Source organism: Kribbella koreensis, from assembly GCF_039525325.1.
Lineage (GTDB): Bacteria > Actinomycetota > Actinomycetes > Propionibacteriales > Kribbellaceae > Kribbella > Kribbella koreensis.
In genome coordinates, this window is sequence record NZ_BAAAHK010000021.1 from 33,295 (window position 1) to 58,601 (window position 25,307).

The 25,307-nt window shown below is 68.0% G+C and carries 22 protein-coding genes and 1 tRNA gene; 8 read left to right on the forward strand and 15 right to left on the reverse strand.

Annotated features, from left to right (window positions below):
* Window positions 1-43: 43 nt before the first annotated feature.
* Window positions 44-2,914, forward strand: coding sequence for a M36 family metallopeptidase (locus tag ABD116_RS36770; protein WP_343981645.1), 2,871 nt, complete (start codon window positions 44-46; stop codon window positions 2,912-2,914).
* A 231-nt stretch (window positions 2,915-3,145) separates the two neighbouring features.
* Here ABD116_RS36770 and ABD116_RS36775 read toward each other — a convergent pair.
* Window positions 3,146-3,219, reverse strand: a tRNA-Gly gene (locus ABD116_RS36775).
* Window positions 3,220-3,454: 235 nt separating this feature from the next.
* Between ABD116_RS36775 and ABD116_RS36780 the strand changes: the two genes are divergently transcribed.
* Both ABD116_RS36780 and dcd read left to right on the forward strand, forming a co-directional pair.
* Window positions 3,455-3,895: a MarR family winged helix-turn-helix transcriptional regulator gene (locus ABD116_RS36780; RefSeq protein WP_164601271.1), complete on the forward strand. Its 441-nt coding sequence runs from the start codon at window positions 3,455-3,457 to the stop codon at window positions 3,893-3,895.
* Window positions 3,896-4,053: 158 nt separating this feature from the next.
* The gene (gene dcd / locus ABD116_RS36785; protein ID WP_343981648.1) at window positions 4,054-4,629 is read left to right on the forward strand and encodes a dCTP deaminase; all 576 of its coding nucleotides are present in this window, start codon (window positions 4,054-4,056) and stop codon (window positions 4,627-4,629) included.
* Between the two features lie 22 nt (window positions 4,630-4,651).
* On the opposite strand, the gene ABD116_RS36790 is transcribed toward dcd, so the two are convergent.
* The 5 genes from ABD116_RS36790 to ABD116_RS36810 all read right to left on the reverse strand — a co-directional run bounded on the left by ABD116_RS36790 (window position 4,652) and on the right by ABD116_RS36810 (window position 9,651).
* The gene (locus tag ABD116_RS36790; protein ID WP_343981651.1) at window positions 4,652-6,112 is read right to left on the reverse strand and encodes a hypothetical protein; all 1,461 of its coding nucleotides are present in this window, start codon (window positions 6,110-6,112) and stop codon (window positions 4,652-4,654) included.
* Window positions 6,112-7,680: a PQQ-binding-like beta-propeller repeat protein gene (locus ABD116_RS36795; protein ID WP_343981654.1), complete on the reverse strand. Its 1,569-nt coding sequence runs from the start codon at window positions 7,678-7,680 to the stop codon at window positions 6,112-6,114. Before ABD116_RS36795 ends, ABD116_RS36790 begins: the two co-directional genes overlap by 1 nt.
* 119 nt (window positions 7,681-7,799) lie before the next feature.
* The gene (locus ABD116_RS36800; RefSeq protein ID WP_343981657.1) at window positions 7,800-8,018 is read right to left on the reverse strand and encodes a hypothetical protein; all 219 of its coding nucleotides are present in this window, start codon (window positions 8,016-8,018) and stop codon (window positions 7,800-7,802) included.
* A 50-nt stretch (window positions 8,019-8,068) separates the two neighbouring features.
* Entirely contained in the window at window positions 8,069-8,896 is an 828-nt protein-coding gene (locus ABD116_RS36805; RefSeq protein WP_343981660.1) for a DUF4097 family beta strand repeat-containing protein, read from the reverse strand.
* Window positions 8,893-9,651, reverse strand: coding sequence for a hypothetical protein (locus ABD116_RS36810; protein WP_343981663.1), 759 nt, complete (start codon window positions 9,649-9,651; stop codon window positions 8,893-8,895). Before ABD116_RS36810 ends, ABD116_RS36805 begins: the two co-directional genes overlap by 4 nt.
* A 122-nt stretch (window positions 9,652-9,773) precedes the next feature.
* On the opposite strand from ABD116_RS36810, the gene ABD116_RS36815 reads away from it, so the two are divergent.
* On the forward strand, window positions 9,774-10,568 hold the full coding sequence (locus ABD116_RS36815; RefSeq protein ID WP_343981666.1) for an SDR family NAD(P)-dependent oxidoreductase: 795 nt from the start codon (window positions 9,774-9,776) through the stop codon (window positions 10,566-10,568).
* On the opposite strand, the gene ABD116_RS36820 is transcribed toward ABD116_RS36815, so the two are convergent.
* The 4 genes from ABD116_RS36820 to ABD116_RS36835 all read right to left on the reverse strand — a co-directional run bounded on the left by ABD116_RS36820 (window position 10,565) and on the right by ABD116_RS36835 (window position 15,163).
* Complete coding sequence (locus ABD116_RS36820) at window positions 10,565-11,338, reverse strand: hypothetical protein (protein WP_343981670.1); 774 nt, start codon at window positions 11,336-11,338, stop codon at window positions 10,565-10,567. The two genes, ABD116_RS36815 and ABD116_RS36820, sit on opposite strands and share 4 nt — an antisense overlap.
* A complete protein-coding gene (locus tag ABD116_RS36825) occupies window positions 11,338-12,075 on the reverse strand; it encodes a hypothetical protein (protein WP_343981673.1) in 738 nt (245 codons plus the stop codon). The genes ABD116_RS36820 and ABD116_RS36825 overlap by 1 nt, the downstream gene beginning before the upstream one ends.
* A 2-nt stretch (window positions 12,076-12,077) precedes the next feature.
* Window positions 12,078-12,902: an SCO4651 family lipoprotein gene (locus tag ABD116_RS36830; RefSeq protein ID WP_343981676.1), complete on the reverse strand. Its 825-nt coding sequence runs from the start codon at window positions 12,900-12,902 to the stop codon at window positions 12,078-12,080.
* A 110-nt stretch (window positions 12,903-13,012) separates the two neighbouring features.
* Window positions 13,013-15,163 (reverse strand): (Fe-S)-binding protein, encoded by a 2,151-nt coding sequence (locus ABD116_RS36835; protein ID WP_343981678.1) that lies wholly within the window; start codon window positions 15,161-15,163, stop codon window positions 13,013-13,015.
* 188 nt (window positions 15,164-15,351) lie between these two features.
* On the opposite strand from ABD116_RS36835, the gene ABD116_RS36840 reads away from it, so the two are divergent.
* Window positions 15,352-17,265, forward strand: coding sequence for a protein-arginine deiminase family protein (locus ABD116_RS36840; protein WP_343981681.1), 1,914 nt, complete (start codon window positions 15,352-15,354; stop codon window positions 17,263-17,265).
* Between the two features lie 48 nt (window positions 17,266-17,313).
* Here the strand turns inward: ABD116_RS36840 and ABD116_RS36845 are convergent, their stop codons facing one another.
* Both ABD116_RS36845 and ABD116_RS36850 read right to left on the reverse strand, forming a co-directional pair.
* Window positions 17,314-18,057 (reverse strand): DUF4097 family beta strand repeat-containing protein, encoded by a 744-nt coding sequence (locus ABD116_RS36845; RefSeq protein WP_343981684.1) that lies wholly within the window; start codon window positions 18,055-18,057, stop codon window positions 17,314-17,316.
* A 38-nt stretch (window positions 18,058-18,095) separates the two neighbouring features.
* Complete coding sequence (locus tag ABD116_RS36850; protein ID WP_343981687.1) at window positions 18,096-18,773, reverse strand: SDR family oxidoreductase; 678 nt, start codon at window positions 18,771-18,773, stop codon at window positions 18,096-18,098.
* Between the two features lie 134 nt (window positions 18,774-18,907).
* Here ABD116_RS36850 and ABD116_RS36855 point away from each other — a divergent pair, with 134 nt between their 5' ends.
* Entirely contained in the window at window positions 18,908-21,391 is a 2,484-nt protein-coding gene (locus tag ABD116_RS36855; protein WP_343981690.1) for a polysaccharide lyase family 8 super-sandwich domain-containing protein, read from the forward strand.
* Here ABD116_RS36855 and ABD116_RS36860 read toward each other — a convergent pair.
* Both ABD116_RS36860 and ABD116_RS36865 read right to left on the reverse strand, forming a co-directional pair.
* Window positions 21,369-21,821, reverse strand: coding sequence for a hypothetical protein (locus ABD116_RS36860; RefSeq protein WP_343981693.1), 453 nt, complete (start codon window positions 21,819-21,821; stop codon window positions 21,369-21,371). The two genes, ABD116_RS36855 and ABD116_RS36860, sit on opposite strands and share 23 nt — an antisense overlap.
* Window position 21,822: 1 nt before the next feature.
* Entirely contained in the window at window positions 21,823-23,493 is a 1,671-nt protein-coding gene (locus ABD116_RS36865; protein ID WP_343981696.1) for a DUF8094 domain-containing protein, read from the reverse strand.
* Window positions 23,494-23,631: 138 nt separating this feature from the next.
* Between ABD116_RS36865 and ABD116_RS36870 the strand changes: the two genes are divergently transcribed.
* Entirely contained in the window at window positions 23,632-24,219 is a 588-nt protein-coding gene (locus ABD116_RS36870) for a TetR/AcrR family transcriptional regulator (RefSeq protein ID WP_343981699.1), read from the forward strand.
* Between the two features lie 4 nt (window positions 24,220-24,223).
* Window positions 24,224-24,976 (forward strand): CPBP family intramembrane glutamic endopeptidase, encoded by a 753-nt coding sequence (locus ABD116_RS36875; RefSeq protein ID WP_343981702.1) that lies wholly within the window; start codon window positions 24,224-24,226, stop codon window positions 24,974-24,976.
* Between the two features lie 6 nt (window positions 24,977-24,982).
* On the opposite strand, the gene ABD116_RS36880 is transcribed toward ABD116_RS36875, so the two are convergent.
* Window positions 24,983-25,300, reverse strand: a complete 318-nt coding sequence (locus ABD116_RS36880) for a hypothetical protein (protein WP_343981705.1) — start codon at window positions 25,298-25,300, stop codon at window positions 24,983-24,985.
* Window positions 25,301-25,307 lie beyond the last annotated feature (7 nt).

Sequence of the window (25,307 nt, forward strand, 5' to 3'; positions counted from 1 at the left end):
GATGTTTGTGAGAGTTCCCGGCAAGGGACGCAGGCTGCTCGCGGTGACCGCCGTGAGCGCCAGCACGGTCCTGGCGGTCACGGCCGGCGGTGGCGCGATGGCCGCCACGGCCGCCACCCCCGATGCGAAGACACCCCCCGACGCGGCCAAGCCGCTGAAGGCCAAGGAGCGCAAGGGCAACTACGACGCCCGCACCCCCAACGCCCGCGCGAACTACAACCGCGCGGCCAAGGTGGTCGGTAAGGAAACGGCCGCCTCGGAGAAATTCCGTACCTCCCTGGGCAGCCAGGGCGTCGTCGCACTCGACGAGAACACCGGTACGCCGGAGCAGGTGACCAAGCTCGACGGCTTCCTCACCGGCAAGAGCACCAAGAAGGCGACCGACATCGCGCTGGCCTACGTCAAGGCGCACCCGGAGGTCTTCCGGCTCTCGGCCTCCGACCTCGCCGGTCTGAAGCTCCGCAAGGACTACGTCGACGACCTCGGCACCCACCACATCTCCTGGGTCCAGGAGGTCGACGGCATCGAGGTGTTCGGCAACGGCCTGAAGGCCAACGTCACCAAGGCCGGCCAGCTGATCTCGCTCCAGGGCGCACCGATCGCCGGACTGGCCACCCAGGCCGCGGCCCGCCGGGCTGCTCCCTCGGTGACCGCCGCGGCGGCACGTACCGCCGCGGCCGAGGACATCGGTGGGACCGCGAAGAGCGCAACTGCCAAGGCCGCCGGTACCACCACCAAGTGGAGCAACGGCGACTACGCGAAGGAGGTCTGGTTCCACACCGCGGACGGCCTGCGGAAGGCGTGGTCGACGTACACCAACGCGGGCGGCACGCTGATCTACACCCACGTGATCGACGCCCAGACCGGCACGCTGCTCTACCGGCGTGACCTGTCCAGCAACGACAAGGGCGACGCGCTCGTCTTCGACAACTACCCGGGCGCGCCCAAGGGCGGCGTCCAGCGCACCGAGAACCTGATCTACAACAAGTGGCTGCCCAAGGGCGCGAAGACGCTCCTCGAGGGCACTTCGGTCGCGGCGTTCGCGGACATCAACGACGACAACCAGGCGAACCCTGGCGAGACGGTCAAGATGCCGGGAACGCGCACCGGTTCGGAGTACAAGCTGGTGCCGTTCCAGTCGGTCCCGCTCTGCTCGCCGACGACCATCTGCACCTGGGACCCGGCCAAGCCGCAGTCCTGGAAGACCAACATGAACGAGGACGTCACCAACGGGTTCTTCTTCGCCAGCAACTTCCACGACTGGCTGGCCAAGCCGCCGATCAGCTTCACCAAGGCAGCGGGCTCGTTCGACGCCGACGGCGGCGACGCGGTCCAGCTGAACTCGATCGACGGCGCGGCCACCGCTGCCGACGGCGGGCCGGACGCCAACCACATCGACAACGCGAACATGAACACCCCGCCGGACGGCACCCCGCCGACCATGCAGATGTACCTGTTCGGCAGCGTCGGCGACGACGCGACGGTGGCGACCAGTTCGTCGAACTCGGCCGAGATCCTGTACCACGAGTACACCCACGGCCTGTCGAACCGGCTGGTCGTCGACGCGAGCGGCAACTCGACGCTGAACAGCATCCAGTCCGGCGCGATGGGCGAGGCGTGGAGCGACTTCTACGCGCTCGACTACCTGGCCTCGCACAACCTGGAGAAGGACACCAAGGCCAACGGTGAGATGCGGATCGGCCGGTACGACACCGGCGGCGGCACCATCCGCACGATGCCGAACGACTGCCGGGTCAGGGCCAAGGAGCCGGCCTGTGTCGGCATCGACGGTTCGCAGGGTGGCTACACCTACGGCGACTTCCCGACCATCGGCGGCTCGCCGGAGGTGCACTCGTCCGGTGAGGTGTGGGCCCAGACGCTGTGGGACCTGCGCGAGCGGTTCGGCCACACCTACGCGCTGAGCATCATCACCCGCGCGATGGAGCTCTCCACCGCCGACCCGACGATGCTGGACATGCGCAACGCGATCGTCCAGGCCGACCTGGTGGCCAGTGGCGGCAAGAACGCCAAGGTCATCTGGCAGGTCTTCGCGAACCGCGGCATGGGCTGGTTCGCCGGCGCACTCGACAGCGGCGACTCGCACCCGGTCGAGGACTTCCACATCCCGCCGACGGGCGCCACCACCTCTATCTCCGGCACTGTGACGGACAAGGACTCCGGCGCTCCGGTGGCCGGTGCACTGGTGTTCATCGGTGGCCACGCGTCCGGCTACGCGGGTGACTACTCCGCAGTGACCGGCGCCAACGGCAAGTACACGATCACCGGCGTACTGCCCGGCACCTACGGCAAGTTCGTCGTCTCGGGCGTCGGCTACGAGGTGCTCGGCAACGCCTTGACGGTCAAGGCCGGCGGTACGACCGCCAACTTCACGCCCCGGCGCAACTGGGCCGCGGCGTCCGGCGGCGGTTCGGTGGTGGACTTCAACGGTCCGGACCTCACGTCGCTCGGCTGTGGCCCGGCCAACGTGATCGACTCCAGCCAGGGTCCGGGCTGGGGCAGCACCACCGGTGACGACGACGGTACGCCGACCGGCGTGATGATTCCGAAGAACGTCGACATCGCGCTGCCGGTGGCCGTGAACATCAGCAAGTTCTCGGTCGACCCGTCGAACAACTGCGGCGACCCGGGCAGCTCGGCGACCGGTAAGTACCGGATCGAGACGTCCGTCGACGGCACCACCTGGGCAACGGCCCTGGAGGGCGAGTTCGGCGCCGCCAACCGCGGCAAGTACAACGAGGTCACGCCGACCGGCAACGTCACCGGCGTGAAGTTCGTCCGGTTCGTGATGCTCAGCCCGCAGGTGCCCGACTTCGCCACGAACTGCCCCGACGGCGGCTACGCCGGCTGTCAGTTCACCGACATGACCGAACTCGAGGTCTTCGGCTCGAAGTAACCACCGGCGCGAGGGCCGGCCGAGTACCCACTCGGCCGGCCCTCGTTCTGTTTCCGTATGGAATGGTTGTCACCCCTGGTTTGCAAGGACAAAGCGGCACCCGTTCGGCGGCGCCATTCGAATATGAAATGCCACCCCTGATCAGGCAGGCACCGGCCCGGACTACCCGCGCCGGCCGCACCCGAAACCCCGGAGAAGGCAAAAACCCCAGGCCATCGGCCTGGGGTCTGCTGGAGCGGGTGACGAGAATCGAACTCGCACTGTCAGCTTGGGAAGCTGATGTTCTGCCATTGAACTACACCCGCGCGGCTGCCGGTTTCCCGGCGGACTCAGAGGATCATACCCGACCCCGCGGGCGGTTTGCACGGGGGGTTAACGGGCAGTTTTGAACAAAGGGCACGCTCAGGACTGGGCAGGCCGGTCATCTTCTGGCAGATTAGAACGCGTTGCCGGGGGCAACATTCGACGCAACGTGAGGATGCGGTCCTGACTGGGGCCGGACAAGATGGTTGCGGGGCAACTGAAAAGAAGGGGTGAACGGTGGCAACTGACACTAACGACGCACTCGAGAACCTGGAGAAGGAACTCGTCACGCTGGCACGCCGGCTGCGCAGTCTGCAGCGGACGCTGTCGGACGAGGCGCATCCGGATCTGGAGCCGGCCCAGTACGCCTTGCTGAACCACGTCGAGGAACTGGCGCCGGTTCGGATGGCCGACCTGGTCGCGGCGCTCGAGGTGGACAAGGGGCCGGTCAGCCGGGCCTGCGCCCGGCTCGAGGAGGAGGGCCTGCTGAAGCGGGCCGCCGACAAGTCCGACGCCCGGGCGACCCTGCTGACGCTGACGGCGAACGGCAAGCGCAAGCTCGCCGCGGCCCGCAAGAAGCGCCACAAGGTGATCGAGGACCTGCTCAAGGACTGGTCGCCGGCCCAGGTGAAGACGTTCGCCGGCCAGGTCTCGAAGTTCAACAAGCTCGCCAACTGAGCCGTTGCCGAAGGCCCGTAGCCGCGTCGACGGTCCGGGGAGCTGAGGGCTCCGGAACAGGTACGCGGCCAGGTCCGGGTGACACCGGGCGCCGATCCGATCGGGATCGAGGCCCTGCAGACAGGCGGAGTTGCAGCACGCTGCGGTAAGTTGCGTTCGTGCTGCTCTCCGACCGTGACATCTTGGCCGAGCTCGACGCGAAGCGGGTCCAGCTGGATCCGTTCGATGCTGCGATGGTGCAGCCGTCGAGCGTCGACGTACGGCTGGACCGATTCTTCCGGGTGTTCGAGAACCACCGCTACCCGCACATCGATCCGGCCGAGGAACAGCCCGACCTGACCCGCCAGGTCGAGCCGGAGGGCGACGAACCCTTCATCCTGCACCCGGGCGAGTTCGTCCTCGGCTCGACGTACGAGCTGGTCACGCTGCCCGACGACGTGGCGGCGCGACTGGAGGGCAAGTCCTCACTGGGCCGGCTCGGGCTGCTCACCCACTCCACCGCCGGGTTCATCGACCCCGGCTTCTCCGGCCACGTGACGCTGGAGCTGTCCAACGTGGCGACGCTGCCGATCAAGCTCTGGCCGGGGATGAAGATCGGCCAGCTCTGCTTCTTCCGGCTCTCCTCGCCCGCCGAGCACCCGTACGGCTCCGAGAAGTACGGCTCCCGCTACCAGGGCCAGCGCGGGCCGACGCCGTCCCGCTCGTACAAGAACTTCCTCCGCGGCGGCATCTGAGCCGCCGCGGTCCGGCTGACCGTCAGCCGATCGCCTTCTGGACGACCAGGATCTTCTCGACCCGCGGCGAGACCTTGTTGGTGGGCTGCTGGAGATAGACGCTGCCGTACTTCGAGACCATCAGCGGCGACTGCTGATTGCCGTACAGCAGCGAGGTGTCACCCCAGCCACCGACGTTCCCGCTGTCGAACGTCGAGGTGTCGGCAGGCGTCGGCGTACCGTCGGTCGGAGTGGCGGCCGGAGCCTCCACGTCCTGGCCGGTCTTGGCGTCCAGCAGGACCGCCTTGTCGTCGGCCGTCCCGTAGACCAGCCCGTTGAACATCGTGGTGATCTTCGGCACCACCCGGTTCGACGACGAGTCGTAGCCCCAGACCGGCTTCCCGGTGGTGTCGTCGAATCCGGCGATGGAGGTCTTCCGGTCGTCCAGCGAGCGGTTGCAGACCACCGAGGTCACATGGTCGGAGAAGCAGTGCACGTCGTCGGCGGAGTCCGCCGAGAGCGGCAGCTTGTTCTCGACCACCGCGCCGGTCGCGATCTCGACGGCGTAGATCGAGTTGACGTGGTCGACGCTGTCTTTGGCGCCGTTCAGGTAGCCGGTCCCCGCGAGGAACGCGTACTTGCTGCCCGAACCAGCCGGGTGGAGGTAGTTCATCGCCGGCACCGGGACGGACTTCTTGACCGCTCCGGTGACGCCGTCGGCCTGGATGATCGTGTTGTCCTTCGCGCCCTCCTGCTGGCTGCCCTTGACGCCGACGACGACGCCGTTCTGGACGCCGGCCGCGCGGATCCCCGGGATCGTCGTCGCCTTCAAGGTGGCCGGGTCGGCGAACACGGTGAAGTCGCCGAGCTTCGGTGCGTTCTCGACGTACTGCGCCTCGAGGCCGACCGCGATCTGGCCGGTCGCCGGGTCGTACACCGGACTGGCCAGCCCGGAGCTGCCCCGGCCCGGCCCGAGCAGGGTGCTCAGATCGGCGACGACCGTGGCCAGCACGTCCCCTTCGGCCGGATCGATCCACTGGAACGCCACCTGATCGTGCGCCTTCTGCGTCCCGCTGCCCTGGACGACCTGCTTGTACGCGATCGCGACGACCTCTTTACCGTTCAGCTGCAAGGCCATCGGCGGGGTCAGGTCGGTGGTCTTGGTGGTCGGGTCGGCGGCGGCCGGCACCTCCCAGCTGTTCGCGCTGAGCGTGCGGGCAGTCAGCCCGGTGCGGAGCGCATACAGCGAGGTCTCACCGACCATGCCGGCCTCGACGTAGTACTGGTTCGGCATCCCGGCTTCATCACCCTCGGCCAGCGCCGAGACCGGCGCGAACGCCTTGGGTGGGTCGAAGGTCGCCAGGTTGGGCCCGGACGGTGTCGGCGAGGTCGATGTCCCGTCACTCGACGGCTGGTCGGTGGCCTTGTCGTCGTCACCGCCACTGCAGCCGGCCAGCAGGGCGGCCGCGACGATTGCCGTGGTCAACGGACGCAGGGCGCGCATCAGCCGACCGCCTTCAGGACCTGAAGGATGCCGCTGGACTCGTCGGACAGGTCCAGCTTGTGCAGATAGACACCGCCGTACTCCGAAACGCCCGCCGGCGACTGAAGCTCGAGGTCCGGCTGGGCCGGCACCGGGGCGCCGGGGGTCTCCCCGCCGGACGGCGTCGTACCGTCGGTGCTGCCGTACGTCGGCGTCGGGCCATCGGTCGACGTCGAGCCGTCCGTCGGGGTCGAGCCGTCGGTCGGCGTCGGGTTCTCACCGGGCGTGCTGCTGGTGCCAGGGGTGGCCGAGTCGGTCGGGGTGGCGGTCGGTGTCGGCGCCGGGATGTCCTTGCCGGTCAGCGCGTCCATCAGGACCGTCTTGTGCTCGGAGGTGGCGTAGACGACTCCGTGGAACGCCGCAGTCACTTCCGGCACCGCCCGGGCCGCGTTCGCGGCGGTGTAGCCCCAGGCCTTCTTACCGGTGGTGTCGTCGAAGCCGATGATCTCCGCCTCGTCGTACCCGGGGTCGGCCGTGCAGACGACCGACTTCTGGCGGTCCGCGACGCAGGTGTAGTCGAGCAGGAAACTGGTCTTCTTCACCGCGGACTTGGTCTGGACGACCGTTCCGGTGGCCGGGTCGACCGCGTACACACTGCCGACGTACTCACCATCGCCGAGCTTCGGGTCGTACTTCTGGCCGTACAGGTAGGCGTACTTCCCACCGACGCTGCCGGTCGAGCCGAGACCCCACAGTCCGGGCAGCAGACCGGACTTCGTGACCCGGCCGGTGGCGGCGTCGACGAGGGCCAGCGTCCGCCGGGTGTTGTCCTCGCCCTGGGCCCCGACCACTACACCCTTGCTGATCCCGGCCGGCCGCATGAAGGGCACGCCGGCGCCCTTCTTGGTGACCGGATCGCCGGTCACGGTGATGATGCCGGACTTGGCGCCGATCAGGCTGGCCGGCGCGACGCCGACCGCCAGCCGGCCGGTGGCCGGGTCGGCGAAGAAATCGGTCAGGCCGCCGGGGAGGCCGCTGTTCACCTCGTCGTCGCCGAGCAGCGCGGTGGCGTCGACCGTTGCCTCGGACAACGGCTTGCCGTCGGCCGGGTCGAGCCAGCGGAACAGCACCGAGACCCCGGGCTTCTGCGTGCCGGTGCCCTTGACCCGCTGGTAGTAAGCGACCGCGACGGCCGGCTTCCCGTCGAGCTGGACGGCGATCGGGCGACTCGCGTCGTTGATCACCACGCTGCCGTCGGTGGTTTCGGTGGCCAGCGTCTGCCAGGGTTTCTGCGTCCCGGTCACGCTCTGGCCGACGGCACCGCTGTAGCTGTTCGCCACCGCGGTCATGCCGACCATGGCGACCTCGGGCTCGGCGGTGCTGTGGCCCTTCTCCTCCGCCAGCGCGGACGCGGCGACGGCCTGGAAGGCCTTGGGTGGGTCGAAGGTCGCGAGTTCGGGAGTGGTCGGGGTGGCGGCCGGATTGTTGCCCTTGTCCCCCGATGCCGAGTCGGATTTCTTGTCGTCGCCACCGCTGCAGCCGGTCAGTAATACAGCAGCGGCGGTCATCGCGACCAGCGGACGCAACATCGTTTCTCCCCGAGTCTGGGCCTGGTTACGGCCAGCACGCTAGCAGCGTCAGCGGCCTCGGGAGGTCAATAAACCAAGGCGTTGCAGCAAGCTGCAAAGTGCTTGAGAAGTCATCGAAATCACCGGACGACGGACAGGCCGGTCCGGCGGTGGCGCGGCTGCGGCTCGAGCCGGTCGGCCAGCCGGCGCAGGACGCCGGCCAGCTCGTGCCGCGGTCCGGCGGGCTCACCGTCGGCCCGCAGCGCCTCGCGGTGTTGCTTGCTCTGGGCCCGTAGTTCGGCGACCCGGATCTGTTCGGCCACCCGATAGCGGGCTACCTCTTGGTGTTCGCTGATCATGGCTGTCTCCCCTCACTGGTCCCCGTGCTGACTGGTGCTGTTCTGGTACTTCAGACCCGGACGACGGTGATGTCGCCGGAGACGGTGCGGGCCCGCAGCATCAGCGAGCGCTCGCCCTCGGCCGGCTTCTCACCGGGCTCGAGGTCGCACCGGATCTGGCCGGTGACCGTCTTGAGGTCGAGGTAGGTCGGCACACCGTCCGGTACGCCGATCTGCACGTCGCCGCGAGCCGTCTCCGCCCGGACACTGGGTCCCTCGGCGGACTCGACCCGGACGTCGCCGGAGCCGGAGGTCGCGACCGAGTGGTCCCGGATCCGCTCGATGGTGATGTCACCCGAGCCGACCTTGACCGTCGTCGGTCCGGCCGCGTCGCCGACCCGGACATCGCCGGACCCGGTGGACAGGCCGGTCGTGCCGACCGCCTCGCCGATGTCGATGACGCCGGAGCCGGTCTTGGCCCGGACGCTCTGGCCCGCGTACCCGACCCGGACGTCACCGCTGCCGGTGTTGGCCGCGAGGTCGCCCTCGATCCGGTCGGCGCGGATGTCACCCGATCCGGTCGACAGCCGGGCCTCGCCCAGCGCCGCGCGGGAGCTGATGTCACCGGAGCCGGTCTGGATCCGGGCGTCCAGGACGTCCGGAGTGGCGATCCGGACCCGGATCTCCGGGCCGCGCCGCAGGTTCTTCGGGGTCTCGACGATCAGTTCGCCGTTGACCACCTCGAACACCACGTCGCCCTCATCACCGCTGTCGACCTCCAGGTCGACGACGGTCTTGTCGCCGTCGGCCGGGCGGATCTCCACCAGGCCCGAACCGATCTCGATCCGGACCCGCTCGATCTCGCCGGCCTCGCCGATCAACTGGCTTGTGTAGCTCACTGTGCCCACCCCTGCATCCGTTGGCCCGGGCCACGTCCACCCCGGCGCTGTCCATGGTCGCCGCGCTCACCGCGACGCTCGCCTCGGTCGTTGCGACGGTCACCGCGGTCACCACCGCGGCGTCCCTCGCCGAACAGGCCGTCCGGTCCGAAGACTCCCTCCGGCCCGAAGACGCCGCCCTGGCCGAAGATGCCGTCGGGTCCGAGTGGGCCCTCCGGTCCGAGCGGTCCGTCGGGGGCGAAGATGCCCGGCCGCGGTGCGCGCGGCGGCCGGGGCGGGCGGCCGTAGCCGGACCGGCCGGAGGTCAGCGCAGTCATCACGGTCCGCATCAGCCACGCGTTCGACGAGATGCCCTCGGCGGTCGCGGCCTCGTCCACCTTGTTCTTCACCGACATCGGCAGCCGCAGCGTGATCCGCGCGGTCGGCTCGTCGGCGTCCAGGGCGAGATCCGCGGCGGCCGGCTCGGCCATCTCGTCGTCCAGGTCGTCGTCATCGTTGCCGGTCAGCTGGCTCGGGGCCGGCGTCACGACGAACTCGGGGCGGCCACCGGCCATCCGGAGCTCGACGGAACCGGGCGACAGCTCACGGCTGATCTCACCGGCGGCGTCCGACAGGGCTGAGATGAGGGCCAAGCGGCCCGCGTCATCCAGCGTGGCCCCGAGGCGCTGTGCCACGGAGCGAGTTTGGTCGTCGGCCAGCGCGGTGGCGTTCTCCACGCTACGGCGGACCGACTCGAGGTAGTGGTCAAGTTCCATGACGCAATACTGACGTCATAGTGACGTCACTGTCAACCCTTCTGATGTCACCAATGCCGCCATGGCGATGTCAGGGCCTGCTGACAGGGCAGAATGAGGGCAGCCGAGGAGAGGGGATCGCAGTGTCCAGAGGAGTGCTCGTCACGGGCGCGTCGCGCGGGGTCGGAGCGGAGGTCGCGCGGGTCTTCGCGGCGGCCGGGGACCGGGTCGTGCTGCATTGCCGGGGTGCTGTCGACAAGGCGAACGCAGTACTGGCCGAGCTGCCCGGAGAGGGGCACGCGGTACTGTCCGGAGACCTCGGCGATGCGGCCTCGATCCCTTCACTGGTTGAGGAATCGGCGAAGGCGCTCGGACGGATCGACGTACTGGTCAACAACGCCGCGCTGTTCGTCGAGGAGCCGGTCGCGGGGTCGCGGCGGCTCGGTCACCCGCTGCTCGAGACGTCGTACGACGACTGGGTGGCGGCCTGGCGACGGACGCTGGCCGTCAACCTGGAGGCGGCGGCTCACCTCACCTGGTGCGTGGCCCGGCAGATGCTCGAGGTCGAGCCGGCCGATGGCGTCAAGCGGGGTGCCGTGGTCAACGTCGGGTCGCGTGGCGCGTATCGGGGTGAGCCGGACGTACCGGCGTACGGGGCGAGCAAGGCGGGGTTGCACTCGTTCGGGCAGTCGATGGCGATCGCGCTGGCGCCACATGACATCACCGTGACGTCAATCGCCCCCGGTTTCATCGCCACTGATATGACGGCGCAGAACCTGGACGGCCCCGGCGGCGACGCGATCCGCGCCCAGAGCCCGTTCAACCGGGTCGCCACCGCGACCGAGATCGCCAACGCCGTCCACTGGCTGGCCTCCCCCGAAGCCACCTGGTCCAGCGGCGCCGTCCTCGACTTCAACGGCGCCTCGTACCTGCGCTAACGCCCGGTCTTGATGACCATCTTCGGCGAGGGAGCCCTGATGGCGCCAACGGTGTCGTACCCGGTGATGGTGATCTGGGTACCAGCCGACAGCGACTTGTAGGTGAGGCGGTCGGCACCGATCCAAAGCGACTGGACCGAGGTCTTCGGCATCCCGGCCGGACCCTTCATGCCGAGCACCCGGAGCATCGCGGCGTTGTTCATCGTGAGGTCGTACCGGTCCACCTTGCGGAAGCCGACCGTCTCACTGGCCACGAACTTCACCTTGACGAGCGCCTTCCGCAGCACCTCGTTCCCGTTGGTGGGATCGGCCGCGGCGAACAGTTGCGCGAAGGCGGCCGCCGTCGGGTTCGTGGTGTCCTGCGAGTCAAATTTCAGGTACCTGCCGCGGGCCTGCGGAATCGGCAACTGCAGGTAGAGCACACCGTTGATTAGGACCGCGTGGGCGACGCCGCCGAACTGCGGACCACTCATGTCCATCCGCATCGCCAGCGGCTTGTAGGTCTGCGCGATCGTCGCGGTCATCACCTGGCCGTTGAGGCTCATCCGCATCACCCCGGACCAGGACTTCACCTTGGCGTTGGCGGCAAGCGTCACCGGCGCGAAGGTCGCGGTGGTCAGGCGGGCCGGCGGTTTGGCGGCCTTCTGGTTGGCGGCCGGCTTCGTCGTCCTGGCCTCGGGCTTGATCGCCGCGTCGTCCGTGCAGGCGACCAGACCGAGTACCAACGGCAGGGTGGCGGCCAGTGCCGCCACCCTCGACCGGATGTTCATCAGCGCTGCTTGACGATCTCGCTCGCGGCCGGCGCCGCGATCGGAGCGACCGTGTTGTAACCGGTCATCGTCATCACGTAGTCCATGCCCGAGAAGGTGTACGCCATCTTGTGCAACAGATTGTCGGCGCCCATCCACAGGTCGAAGACGATCGGCTTCCCGCCCAGGACCGTGCTCACCCGGTAGTGCTCCACCGCCAGATCGTCGAGCTTGTCGGTGCCGACGAACTCGACCTCCTGGCCGCCCGGTTTCCAGCTCTTGAACTGCTTCAGCGGATCGGCGTTGGCCAGCATCCGGCCGACGGCCCGGACCTGCGGATTCTTGTCCTTCGTCAGATCGAGCACCACGTACTTGCCGGCCGGCGTCACGCCCGGCGCCGACATGTAGACGACGCGCTCGGCCATCAGCATCCTCACGCTGCTGCCGCCCAGCGCGGCGCCGCTCATCTCCATCGACATCGCCAGCGGCTTGGCCGTCACGGCGGCGGTGAAGGCCAGCGTCTGGCCCTGCGCCGTGATGTGCCCGACGCCCTCGAAGGAGGTCACCTTGGCGGTCGCGCGGTTGAGTGCCGGCGCGAAGGTCGCGCTGGTCAGGCGTAGCGGCGGAGCAGCCTTCACCGGCGCGGCCGGTTTCGTCTGGGCCGGCTGCTCGGCCGTCGGGGCGGCGCCACAGGCGGCCGCCCCGAACAGCAGAGGCAGGGTGGCGGCCAGTGCCGCCACCCTGGTGCGAGTCGTCATGACTAGCGCTTGCCGACGATCTTGCTCGCCGGCGGCGCGGCGATGGCGACCGGCTTGTTGTAGTCGGACATCGTCATCTGCATGTCGACGCCGGCCATCGCGAACTTCATCTGGTAGATCAGCTTGTCGCTGCCCATCCAGACCGAGTAGACCAGCGACTTCGGCACGCCCTTCGGGACCGGCTGGCCGGCCGCCTTCAGCGACTTGGCGGTGTCGACGGTCACGTCGTACCGGTCGAGCTTCTGGCCACCGACCGTCTCGGACTTGACGAACTTGACGCTGCTCAGCGCCTTCTCCCAGCCCTGGTACGACTTCGTCGGGTCGGCGCTCTCGAGCATCGAGCCGAACGACTTGACCGTCGGGTCGCTGCTGTTCTTCAGGTTCAGCTGGATGAACTTGCCCGCGCCGGTCTGCTTCGGGATCGAGATGTACAGGTTCGACTTGACCAGGATCATCTGCATGGCGCCGCCGGCCATCGGGTTGACCATGTCCATCTTCATCGCCAGCGGGTTGGTGCTCTGCGACGAGGTGGCGGTGATCTTCTGGCCGCCGACCGTCATCACCATCGTCGACTTGAAGGACTTGGCCTTGCCGGTGGCCGACTTGAGCGTCGGGATGAAGCTGGCATTGGTCAGCCGGGCCGGCTCCTCGACCGGCGCCGGGGTGCTGGGCTCCGGCGTGGTGCTGGTCTCCGGTGCGCTGGTGGACTGCGTCGGCGTCGGCTGAGTCGCGCCGCCACCGGCAGTGTCCTTGTCGCCACACGCGGCGATGCCGAGAATCATCGGCAGGGCGATGGCCGCGGCCACCGCCCGGTTACGGAACTTCACGAATTTCCCTCCCCATTGGAACAACCAACGGAGCCTAAGGGGCAGACCCACTGACTGGGAAGGGAAATTGCAGGAAGTTGCAGTGAACTGAAGGTCGGCTGCGGTGAACCTCAGTCGCCGCGCTTGACGGACGCGAGCAGGAGCTGGGCGACGTCCTGGACCTCGACCGATTCGCGGGCCGAGCCGTCGGCCTGCTTGGCGGTCAGCCCGTCGGACAGCATCACCCGGCAGAACGGGCAGCCGGTGGCGATCTTGTCCGCGCCGGTCTCGACCGCCTCGGTGGTCCGGTTCAGGTTGATCCGGCTGCCGGTCTTCTCCTCCATCCACATCCGCGCGCCACCCGCGCCGCAGCAGAACGACTTCGTCTGGTTCCGCGGCATCTCGGCGAACTCCGCGCCCGGGATGATCTCGAGCAGCTCGCGCGGGGCGTCGTAGACCTGGTTGTGCCGGCCCAGGTAGCACGGGTCGTGGTAGGTGATCTTCTGCCCGTTCAGCGAGCTGTCGGCCGGTGCGACCGGGGTCAGCTTGCCCTCGCGGACGAGCCGGTTGAGCAGCTGCGTGTGGTGGATGACGTCGAGCTCGACGCCGAGCTGGGAGTACTCGTTCTTCAGCGTGTTGAAGCAGTGCGCGCAGGTGGAGACGACCTTCTTCGCGCCGGTCTCCTTGAACACCTCGGCGTTCTGCATCGCCAGCTGCTGGAAGACGAACTCGTTGCCGGCCCGCCGCGCCGGGTCACCGGTACAGGTCTCGCCGTCGCCCAGTACGGCGAACGAGACGCCGGCGATGTTCAGCAACTCGGCGACGGCCTGCGTCGTCTTCTTCGCGCGGTCCTCGAAGGCGCCGGCGCAACCGACCCAGAACAGGTACTCGACCTCGGCCAGCGTCTCGACGTCGGTACCGACCGTCTTGACCTCGAACGGCAGGCCCTTGGCCCAGTCCATCCGGCCGGACGGGTTCATGTTCCACGGGTTGCCCTTGTTCTCCAGGCCCTTGAACAGCCCGTTGAGCTCGGACGGGAACGACGACTCGATCAGCACCTGGTACCGGCGCATGTCCATGATCGCGTCGACGTGCTCGATGTCGACCGGGCACTGCTGGACGCATGCGCCACACGAAGTACAGGCCCAGAGGGCTTCCTCGTCGATCACGGCGACATCGGCGGGACCGACCAGCGGGCGCTCCTGCTCGGCCAGCACCAACTCCGGCAGCGACTTCCGCGCGTCGTCGTCGGCCGCCAGCAGGTACGGCGCTTTGGCGTACGCGTGCTCGCGCAGGTTCATCATGACGAGCTTGGGCGACAGCGGCTTCTCGGTGTTCCACGCCGGGCACTGCGACTGGCAGCGGCCGCACTCGGTGCAGGTGGTGAAGTCGAGCAGGCCCTTCCAGGTGAAGTCCTCGATCTTGCCGACACCCAGGGCGGCGTCCTCGTCGAGCTCCTCGATGTTCTCGAAGTCGATCGGCTCGCCCTTGACCATGATCGGCTGCAGCGCGCCGAGCGCCGTACCGCCGTCGGCCTTGCGCTTGAACCAGATGTTCGGCCAGGCGGTGAAGCGGTGCCAGGCGACGCCCATCGTGGCGTTCAGCGAGATGGTGATCATCCAGGCGAACGAGATCAGGATCTTGACCATCGCGGTCAGGTAGATCGCGTTCTCCAGCCCGTGCTCGGACAGCCCGCCGAAGATCCCGGAGCCGATGAAGAACGTGCTCGGGAAGTGGAACTTGGAGGCGCCGGTCAGCTGGTACTCCAGCCCGCGCAGCGCCAGGATGCAGACCAGTACGCCGAGGATCGTGTACTCGACGTAGTACGCCTGCCAGGCGGTCGAGCCGAAGAACCGGCTGTACCGGCCCTTCTCGCCGCGCGGCAGGTTGCGCAGCCGGATCGCCATCAGGCCGATGATCGAGACCAGACCGGTCCAGCTGAGGAACTCGCTGACCCACTCGAAGACGAACCAGTGGCCGATCACCGGCAGCACCCAGTGCGCGCTGAACAGCTGCCCGAAGGCGGTCACCAGGCTGAGGAACAGCCCGATGAAGCCGAACGCGACGAACCAGTGCAGCACGCCGATGTGGCTCCATTGGAGCATCCGGGTGTGCAGCAGCGACTCCTTGGCCAGCGTCGCCGTGCGCTGACCCGGGTTGTCCGTTCGCGACACCGGCTGACCGAGCTTGATCACGCTGATGATGTGCCCGATCGTCTTGCCGAACAGCGCGACGCCGACAGCGGCGATCGCGAGCGAGACGACGATGGCGAGGATCTGCATACCAGCGATGTTATTGGTTGGTTACCGGTCAGTCATGTCGGTGTCGGCCTCATCACGCCCCGCGTGTTGCGTCTCACTTGCCGCGGCGACCGTTCGGGGACCGGAGAAGGACACTTTCCTGACAGCTTGCCGACATCGGCTGGGGAGCCTGGGGACGACCTGTTCCCGGCTGTGAAGGATCTGTTCGGATGAGAAGTCCCCTTGCTCGCAATCTGCTGCTGGTGGGCGCGGTGACCGCCGGAATGCTCGGCTCCGCCGTCGCACCGGCCGCAGCCGCCGGTACGCCGTACGCGCGACTGTTGACCGGTCAGCCGGCCCTGTTCCTGGCCAACCTCGATGACGATGCCGGCCGGTGCCAGGCGCCGGCGCGCGTCATCGCGGCCGCGGCGGTGGACCGGGAGGCGGCCAACGACCAGGCGTTCTACAAGAAGAAGGAGGAGCTGGCGCAGCGGCCTGATCAGGACCAGGCGCAGAAGGAGTACGAAGTACTGGTCAAGGCTCATCAGAAGGAGCAGAACCTGGCCGACCGCGAGATGGCTGCCTGCAACGACGCGGCCGACACCGTGGTGAACGGAGCCCAGGACGCCAAGGACCTGGCCCGGATCCGTGTCGCGCCCTGGGCCTTGGCACCCAAGGACGCGAGCGGCCGGCTCACGGTGAGTCAGGCCGATCGGGTGCATTTGTTCGTCAAGCGCGCGCAGGGCTGGCAGCTGGTCGGGCCTTCCACCCGGCTGACCGCTGACGAGGTTCGGCATGGGGTCGAGCTGGGTCTCGAGGGCAAGGACATCATCCGCGACTCGGCCGTTTGGGACGGACGGGTCGACGTGACGCTGACCGTGACGGGCGGTGGGAAGACGGCGACCAACCGGGTGACGCTGAAGGAGGCGCCGGTACTGACCCAGCTCAACACGCAGCGACTGGAGCAGGTGTTCTCGTCGTTGAGCGACGACGCCGAGACGAAGGGGTGGCAGGACGTCGTACGGTCGCAAGCCCGGGCGTCGGGTGCGTCGCTGAAGATCCTCGACCAGAGCGGTGACTCGTGGACGCAGGACATCTTCGAGCCGGCCTCCATGTCGATGCCTGGTCCCGGTGGCCAGCAGCAGAGCATGAAGGTGCTGCTCGGCTCGGTCAACGACAGCCGCCGGGTCGGCTCGCGGGTGATCTTCACCGAGCTGGCCGGGCATGACGTCGCGGCAGTGCATACCGAGCACGTGCCGGTCCTGGATCCCTTCGAGAACGAGAGCTACGACTCGATGGGCAACCTCGAGACGATGCCCCCGACCCCCGGCCACCCGAACGGCCAGCTCGTCATCGGCGGCGACGGCCACAAATCCGGTCCTGCCACCGAGATGCTGACTCTGCTGAAGTCGCAGGGCGTCCAGAACCCGATCGACGTGGACACGTCCTGGCTGTCGATCGGCCACGTCGACGAGTTCATCCAGTTCGTACCGGTACCAGGCGGCTGGAAAGCCGTCGTCGCCGACCCAACCGCCGGCCTTCAGCTCCTGCACGACGTGGTCAAGGCCGGCCACGGCGACGACATCATGCACGGCGGCCTCCCCAAGCTCGAATGGCCCTACGACGAACGCATCGACCAGCGCACCACCAACGAATTCCTCGCCGACGACCAATTCGTGGAAACCAACACCCGCGCCGCCACAAGAATCGCCGCCAACCTGTCGGTCCTCCGTCAGCACGGCCTGACCGACACCGACATCGTCCGGATCCCCGCTCTCTACACCGCCCGCGGCCTCGACTACGGCATGCTCGAAACCCAGATCCGCTCCACCCCTGACGGCCCCGAGAAAGACAGACTGACCGCCCGACTACACGCCATGCGCGACGCCGTGGCCGAAATCCCCGGCACAGTCAACGGCCTGGTCCTCAACGCCGGCCGCTACGTAGCCCCCAAAACCTACGGCCCCGTCCTCAACGGCAAAGACCTCTTCGCCACCGCCATCACCAAGTCCTTCGCCTCCATCGGCTACCAGGTCACCTACGCCAACGACCTGACCTCGGTCCACATCTCCGAAGGCGAACTCCACTGCGCCACCAACACCCTCCGCACCACCCCCACCACCCCTTGGTGGAAGAAGCACTAACCACCGCCACTGCGCACGCTCCCACGCGGGGCGTGCGCAGTACCGCGTCTACGGCACTGTTACCCGGCCGGTGGCGGTGGTGGTTTTCAGGTTGAGGGTTTTGGTGGCGGTGATGGTGATGTCGCCGGAGATGGTGGCGGTGTGGATCACTGCGTTGGTGGTGGCGTGGACGGTGATGTTGCCGGTGGTGGTGTCGGCTCGGAGCTTCTGACCCTGGAACTCGCGGAGAGTGAGGTTGCCGCTGGCCGACTTCGTGGTCAGGTCGCCGGTGATGGTGCCCAGCTGGATGTTGCCGCTGGTGGTGTGGGCTGTGGTGCGGCCGGCGGTGTGGATGGTGATGGGGCCGGAGTGGGTGGTGACTGTGGCCTCGGCGGATTGCTGGATGGTGATGTTGCCGGAGGCTGATTCTGCGAAGACTCGGCCGGCGGAGGGGACGGAGATGTTGCCTGAGGCGGTTTTCAGGTCTACCTCGGTCAGGCCCAGGGCGCCTATGTGGGCGGTGTCGGTTCGGGCGGTGAGGGTGCTGCCGGGTGGGGCGGTGACGGTGATTTCCACTGGTGCTTCGCCTTTGGCGCCGTGGAGAGTGCAGATCAGTTCGCCCTCGGTGCCTGACTCGACTGTGGCGTCGCGGATGGCGGTGGCCGAGGGGCCGTCGTCTGATGGGGTGGAGAGGCCGATCAGGGCGGTGGTGCAGTCGGGTTGCACCTGGACTTTGATCCAGCCGGCTTGGGTGAACAGGCCTAGGTCGATGGCGATAGGGCCCTCGACAGCCGCTGCATAACCGCGTCGCATGGCAGCCTCCGTGTGCTGGATCGAGGCTTCAAAGTAGTTCAGGCGACGCGGATGCCGCCGTCGAGGTGGAGGTCTATGGCGTTGGCGGCGCCGTTGCGGAGGAGGAAGTCGACGGCGTCTACGACCTCGGCGGTGGTGGTGGCGCGGCCGGTGGGGGTGCGGTCCGCGATGTATGACTGGTCGCGGTCGGCCCACGCGGGGCTGTCGCCGACGACGCCGGGGTGGAGGGCGTTGACGCGGACAGGGGCGAGCTCGACGGCGAGGGTGCGCATCACGCCGGAGACCGCGCTGTTGGTCGCGGTGATCATCGTGGAACCCGGGTACGGACGGACCTTGCCGAGCCCACCGAACAGCACGATGGACGCGCCCGGACGCAAGCGATCGTGCAGCACCCGCGCGACCTCCGTGTACCCGACCAGCTTCACCGTCGAGGCGCGCACCGCGTCGGCGATGCTGAACGCCTTGACCGTGTTGCCGTACTGCTCGATCGCGGTGATCACCACATGGTCGACCTCGCCGACCTCGGCCAGCGCCTTCTCGATCGTCTCGGGCTCGGCCAGGTCGACGGCCAGCCCGCGGGTGTCGCCGCCGATCTCGGCAGCGGCCTGCTCGGCCCGCTCGGTGGAGCGGCTGGTGACCACGACGGAGTCGCCGCGCTCCGCGTAGTACCGGGCGATCTCTCGGCCGAGGCCACCGCTTCCTCCGACGATCAGCACTGACGACACCCTGAACCCGCCTCCCATAAAGTTTAAGATTCACCTAAAGCATACATGGGTAAGCGGTTGCCGTAACTAACTTTCTGCTGATTGACTCGCGACGTGAGGTTTTTCCCCTTCGCCCGGGAGTACCAGTGGACATCACCCGTCGCCGCCTGCTGTCTTTCGTCCCCACCGCCGCCCTGCTGACCGCGGTCCGCCCGATGCCCGCCGGCGCGGCGAGCACGGACTCAGAAGCACCGAAGCTGCTGACCAACACCATCGCCATCTTCACCGGTACGCCGGAATCGAACTCGCGCCCCGAGGTCAGGGCCAAGCTCAACGCCATCGACCAGACCGCCCGCACCTGGCTGGCCAACCTGGACCGCGCCCAACCCGGCGAACTCTTCGCCGGCCTCCCCCTCGGCACGAGCGACCCGAACCTGAGCGCCTCGTTCCAGCACCTCTACGAGATCGCGCTCGCCACCCGCCGACCAGGCCCGGCGTCGGAGTTGCAGGGCAACACCGCAGTACAGGCGCGGGTGCTCGACAAGCTGCGCTGGCTGCATGCCAACCACTACGGCGACCAGTCGAAGGGGTACTACGGCAACTGGTTCACCTGGGAGATCGGCATCTCGGGGTACGCCGGGAAGGCCCTCGCTCTCCTCGACGCGCCCGCCGACCTGATCACGACGTACGTCGCCTCCATGGACGCCTACCTGCGCAATGGCAAGGACGGCGACGTCGACCTCGACTCGCGCTTCCACACCGGCGCCAACCTCGCCGACATCACCGCCAACCGGATCCTGCAAGGCGCCCTGCTCGACGACGACGCCCGGATCCGCAAGGCGCTGCAGGACCAGTTCACCGTGTTCGCGACAGTCGATCCGTACCACCTTCAGCACGGCGTCACCGACGGGTACTACGCCGACGGCTCCTTCATCCAGCACGACTCGGTCGCCTACACCGGCTCCTACGGCAAAGCCCTGCTCAGCCGCGTCGTCCAGACCGTGAAGACTCTCGACGGCACCGCCTACGCATCGACCGACGAACTCGTGAAGGTCGTCCAGGGCTGGGTCGAACACGGCTTCGCGCCGCTGATCTTCGAGGGCTGGATGATGGAGATCGTCAAGGGTCGCGCGATCTCGCGACCCGCGACCGGGTACGACGATGTCGCGGTCGTCGTCGAGGCGATCGTCGACCTGGCCGACTACGCGACAATCGCCGACGCCGCCGAGCTCCGCAGCTATGTGAAGTTCACCGCCCGCCCGACGCTCAACCCGAACAGCTTCGTCTCCCCGGTCAGCATCGCCCGCCTTGCCGACATCGTTGCTGATAGCAACATCACTCCAAAGGATCTCAACCCGGCCGAAAGTTCCGTCGCCTTCAACTCGATGGACCGAACCGTGCATCGACGGCCCGGCTACGCGTTCGCATTGGCCCGGAGCTCGGACCGGATCAGCAAGTACGAGTACATGAGCGGCGAGAACCTGATGCCGTGGTTCCAGGGCGACGGCGCCTACTACCTGTACCTGAGCGGCCAGGACCAGACGCAGGCGTACGGCGTCGACTACCTGACCACTGTGTCGCCGTACCAACTAGCGGGCGTCACTGCGCCGGTGGAGCAACGCAAGTCGGTCCCAGAGCTCTACGGGACCGCGTACTACGACAGCCCACCCGACTTCACCCCGTCGTCGGAGCTGCAGAACAAGTACGTCTACTTCCCCGTCGGCACCAACCAGTACTCCGGTGGCGCCACCCTGGGCGCCTATGGAGCCACCGGCTGGGTCCAGTCGAGCGACCAGGCCTATGCCGACCGCATGCAGCTCCCGGCCGACTTCGTGACCTACCGCAACGCAGAGTCGACCAAGTCGTGGTTCCTGCTCGACAACGAGATCGTCGTCCTAGCTGCCGGCATCGGCGACGCAGTCGGCCGCGCTGTCACCACAACCCTCGACGCCCGCATAGCTGCCCCAACCGACGCAGTACAAGTGACCGGCGTACTACGCAACGGCCGCCCCTGGTCCGGCCCCGGCGTAGCCGACCTCACCTGGCTCCGCTACGCCAACACCACCGCAGGCACCGCACTCGGCTACTACCTACTCCAGCCAACCCCTGTCGCCGTCGGCCTGGAGCAGGTCACCCGCAGCCGCCGCGCCATCCGCACTGCCAACCCAGACACCCAGGTCACCAAGCAGGTCTTCACCCTCACCCACCAGACCCAGCGACGCGCATCCCTCGCCTACGCCCTCATCCCCCACGCCACCGAAGCCACTCTGCGCTCCTACCGCGGCCGCGTCCACCTGCTCTCCAACACCCCACGCCTGCAGGCGATCCACCACCCCACCCTGAACCTCACAGCCGCCAACACCTTCACCCCCGGCCGCCACCAGGTCCTCAACTACACGATCGACGGCCCCGCATCCTTCCTGACCCAACGCCAGTCCGGCACCACCACCATCGCCATCTCAGACCCCACGACGAGACGCCCCACCATCACCGTCACGGTCCTCGGCCGCTGGCTGACCAAAACCGGCGGCGCAGGTGTCGAACTCCGCCACACCCCCACCGGCACCCGCCTGACCTACGACACCCACCAGACCTACGGCCGGACGATCAGCGCCACATTCCTTCACTGACCAAGCTCGGCGGATCAGCCTCGACCGGCCACCGGTACCCGTCCAGCGCAGCGTCCGCCGGGCGGCCGGCGCCGAGGTAGTCGGCGTACTCCACCTCCATCAGCCCGACGTTCGCCCAGCGGTCCGTGGCTGCGCCCACCAGCCGTTTCGCCAGGTCCAGCGCGACCTCGGGCTCGTCGGTCCGCGCGATCAACCGCCCGAACTCGTCCTCCTCCCGCCGCTCCAGCGACGGGAATTCGCCGACATCGAAGAACTGGTCGTGACCGATGTCCTCAGCGCAGTACAGATACAGCTCGTACTTCCCGGCCGGCCGGATCTCGACGTACCGGATGCCGGGCAGTTCGAAACCCGTCGCGGGCCCCAGGAACTGCTGGATCGACCGGCCACGCCGCAGCGCGCCGACAGCCAATTGCTTGGCCAGATAACGCATCTCAGCTCCCCCCGCCGCCGACGACCTGGGTGCGGATCGCAAGGACGCGCGTCTTGCCGGCGGGTGGGATGACCAAGGCAACTTCATGGAGATAGTCCTGACGAAGAGTTTGGTAGTACTTGACGTTCTTGCTGTACGCCGAGACCGCGCCGCTGGTCCAGTTGGCGTAGTTGCCGGGCTCGACCTGCTGCAGGAACTGCTCGGTGAGGTTGAGGAACACCAGTGCCTCACCGTTCGACGCGATGAAGACGGTCGGCTGGCCGTCCGGGCGGAACGTGTCGGTGACCGTCGAGATGTAGTCCTTCGCGATCTGGCTCCGCTTGTCCTTCGCGCGATTGGCGAGCACCTGGGTCAGGTCGGTCGACGTGGCGAAACGCGTTGCCTGCTTGGAGGTCGGCCCCTCCGACAGGTACTGCGCCAGGTTGGCGCCGGCCGCTTGCGGCAGCAACGGCAGCTTCGCCATGTCCGCCTTGTCCGGCATCCGCAGACCGTCCATCGGTGGCACGTCCTCCGCGGTGAGCGGGAAGACGGCGTGGGTCAGCAGCCACGGCGCACCGGCGTTTCCCCGCTCCCACACGCCGAGTTGTCCGCGCGTCGGGTCGGTGGACAGCTTCGCCGTACTGACGAAGCGCATCGGGTACGCCGCGAACTCGGGCGCGCCGATCTCGATGTCCTCGAAGCTGTCCGACGTCGCCGGGTCCTTGCCGGCCGGATCGAGCTTGCGGCCGATGAAGGCGGCCGCGCGGGACTGCCGCAGCCGCGCACCGGCCTCGATCGTCTCGTCCAGCTTGGCGTCATAGGTCTGGTTCACCCGGGCCCGGACCTCGGCGTACCGGTCGAGGACCGCCTGGCCGTCGGCCAAGGTGACGGCAGGCTTGGTGGTCACTTCCTGGCTGACGTTCTTCGGCGGTATCGCCGTGCAACCGGTTGCCGTGAGCAACACCACCGACGCGACCCCGACCGCCCGGCGCACCGAACTGGGCTGGGACGACGCCTTCGGCGGGGTGTAGGGCATCACGGGCTGGAGGTTCAGCGGTTTGACGACCGGGACCGGCGGAAGCGGTTGCCGACGGCGCCGGACGAACATCAGCAGCAGGCCGATGAACGTCAACAGCAACCCGCCGCCGAACACCATCAGGCAGCTGCCGAACAGGCCGTCGATCTCGACGCCGAAGGTCACCCTCGCGTCGACGTCCGGCGATCCGTCGGCATTCATCACGACCACGTCGTACCGGCCGTCGACGATCGGCCAGGCGAGTGACTGCTTGCCCTCGCCGCTCGCCTTGACCGTCCACCAGTCGAGCCCGGCCGGCGCGGCCAGCGGTGCGACCTTGCCGGTCATCTCCTGGCTGTCGAACGACGAGGGCAGCTCGAACCGGATCAGCCGCGTGTACTGCGAACGGCCGAGGTAGCTGGCCACGTCGATGTCCTGCCCGATCCCGACGAAGACCGGCTCGGCCGCCGCTGCGGTGAGGTGCAGCGTCGGGCCGTGCCGGTCGATCAGGTCGGGCGCGGTCATCACCGCGAGCCCCTTGCTCACCAGCGACTGCTCGCCGGTGTCGACGGTGTTGTCAGGACCGACCAGCCAGAACGCGGCGGCGCCTCCCACCGCCGTGACCACCAGTCCCACCACAGCCAGCACCAAGCCGGAGGCGATACGGGCGAAACGCATGAAAACACTCCCCGTTGGAACGACAATTCGGCCCTGGACGGAGGGCCGGCCGTAATCCGATAACTGCTCCGACAGCGATCTGTTACTGTTCCGGGAGTTAGTGAATGCCCATTCGCTAACTCCTCGGAGGGAGCTCCCATGGCCAGACCCCGGCTGATCAGCGACGACGCGATCCTGGACGCGACCCGCCAGGTGCTGGCCGAACTGGGCCCGACCGGGCTCACGCTGGCAGCGGTCGGAGCCCGGATCGGGCTCGCGCCGCCCACCCTGATGCAGCGGTTCGGGTCGAAGCGCGGGCTGCTGCTCGCCTCGGCGGCCCGGTCGCCGTTGATGGTGCTCCGGGCGGTCGCGGAGGCAGAGGCGAGGAACACCTCTCCGCTGGCCACCCTGCGCGACTTCGCGCTGTCGAGCGTGGCGCACATCAAGCACCGCGAGGAGCTCGGCAACGGGCTCGGCTTCGTCCAGTTGGATGTCGCCGACCCGGAGTTCCGGACCCATGCGCTGGCCTACACGGACGCCATCGTCGACAGCTCAGCCCGGCTGCTGACGGCGGCCCAGGAGGCCGGCGAACTCAAGCCGGACGTCGACACCGCCGCGCTGGCCCGGCTCACCCTGGTCTGTTTCAACGGCGCCCTGCAGGTGTGGGCCGTGACCGGCTGGGGTTCCCTCACCGACTTCCTGCGGGACCAGCTCGATCTGCTGCTCTCGCCCTACACGACGGAGTAGACGGATGTTCCTGCGAATACTGGTGTTCTACCTGACCACCATGGTCTTCTCGGGCGGCCTCGACGCGCTGCAGTCGGCAGTCGGCCCAGATCCCGACCTGATCCAGCTGGTGCAGTTCGCGCCGGCCCTGGCGGTCGGGGTGATGTTCCTGCTCTTCAGGCGCAGTACCAGGGTGCTGGTGCGCTTCACCCCGGCCGCGGAGGTCGCCGGGCGGTCTGCAGTCATGGTCGGCATCGTGCTGGCGGCGATGGCCGGCTCGATCGCCATCCACGCGGCCACCGGACACAGCTGGTGGAGCGGCGGCCTGCCCTTCCCGGTCTGGGCCATGGTCCTGACGATGGTCGTAGGCGCCGCGGGCGAGGAGCTGGGCTGGCGCGCCTACCTCCAGCCGTACCTGCAGACCCGATTTTCGGTACTACGTTCGTCGCTGATCGTCGGCCTGCTGTGGGGCTTCTGGCACATCGGCGGCTTCGAGCACGGCCCGGTCTACGTGGGCCTGTTCGTCGTCATGACGGTCGGCCTGTCGGTCGTGATGGGGGCACTCCTGCAAGCAGCCCGTGGCGCCAACCTGGCGATCGCCACCGCTGGGCATGCGGCGGTGAACCTCTGTCTGTTCGCGCTCTTCGACGAAGAGAACGGCGACGAGTTCTCGATGGCCGCCCTGGCCGCGGTCTGGGTGATCGCGGCAATCGTCACCCACTACGTCTACCGCCGTCCGCGGACGTCCGCCGACGCCAAGGCAGCCGCCTTGGTCTAGTACCGGCTAGTTCCGGCCGCGGGGAGTGTAGAGGGCTCGGCGGAGGCGTAGCTCGTCGCGGATCGACGGTGGGATCGGCAGGTTGCGCTCGCCCAGGGCTGCCGCGCAGGCCTCCAGGCTCTGCAGCAGGCGGTCGGCGCGCGGGCCGCCGACCGCGCCGATCCGCGGCGCGCCACGCTCGAGCTGGTTCGCCGACCGGGCGGCGTTCAGCTCGGCGAAGATGACGCCGAGCGTGATGTCGGATGGCCGGAGCCGCAGCGGCTCAGCGGGGCCCTGGGCGGATGGCGTGAGCTGAGCGGACGGCAGGAACAGGGGTAACGACATGTACATC

Coding starts and splice junctions, on each gene's coding strand:
- ABD116_RS36835 (WP_343981678.1), bottom strand. CDS start 15,163: ATGCAGATCCTCGCCATCGTCGTCTCGCTCGCGATCGCCGCTGTCGGC.
- ABD116_RS36875 (WP_343981702.1), top strand. CDS start 24,224: ATGTTCCTGCGAATACTGGTGTTCTACCTGACCACCATGGTCTTCTCG.
- ABD116_RS36870 (WP_343981699.1), top strand. CDS start 23,632: ATGGCCAGACCCCGGCTGATCAGCGACGACGCGATCCTGGACGCGACC.
- ABD116_RS36860 (WP_343981693.1), bottom strand. CDS start 21,821: ATGCGTTATCTGGCCAAGCAATTGGCTGTCGGCGCGCTGCGGCGTGGC.
- ABD116_RS36800 (WP_343981657.1), bottom strand. CDS start 8,018: ATGATCAGCGAACACCAAGAGGTAGCCCGCTATCGGGTGGCCGAACAG.
- ABD116_RS36790 (WP_343981651.1), bottom strand. CDS start 6,112: ATGCGCGCCCTGCGTCCGTTGACCACGGCAATCGTCGCGGCCGCCCTG.
- ABD116_RS36795 (WP_343981654.1), bottom strand. CDS start 7,680: ATGTTGCGTCCGCTGGTCGCGATGACCGCCGCTGCTGTATTACTGACC.
- ABD116_RS36825 (WP_343981673.1), bottom strand. CDS start 12,075: ATGACGACTCGCACCAGGGTGGCGGCACTGGCCGCCACCCTGCCTCTG.
- ABD116_RS36845 (WP_343981684.1), bottom strand. CDS start 18,057: ATGCGACGCGGTTATGCAGCGGCTGTCGAGGGCCCTATCGCCATCGAC.
- ABD116_RS36820 (WP_343981670.1), bottom strand. CDS start 11,338: ATGAACATCCGGTCGAGGGTGGCGGCACTGGCCGCCACCCTGCCGTTG.
- ABD116_RS36840 (WP_343981681.1), top strand. CDS start 15,352: ATGAGAAGTCCCCTTGCTCGCAATCTGCTGCTGGTGGGCGCGGTGACC.
- ABD116_RS36880 (WP_343981705.1), bottom strand. CDS start 25,300: ATGTCGTTACCCCTGTTCCTGCCGTCCGCTCAGCTCACGCCATCCGCC.
- ABD116_RS36865 (WP_343981696.1), bottom strand. CDS start 23,493: ATGCGTTTCGCCCGTATCGCCTCCGGCTTGGTGCTGGCTGTGGTGGGA.
- ABD116_RS36810 (WP_343981663.1), bottom strand. CDS start 9,651: ATGGAACTTGACCACTACCTCGAGTCGGTCCGCCGTAGCGTGGAGAAC.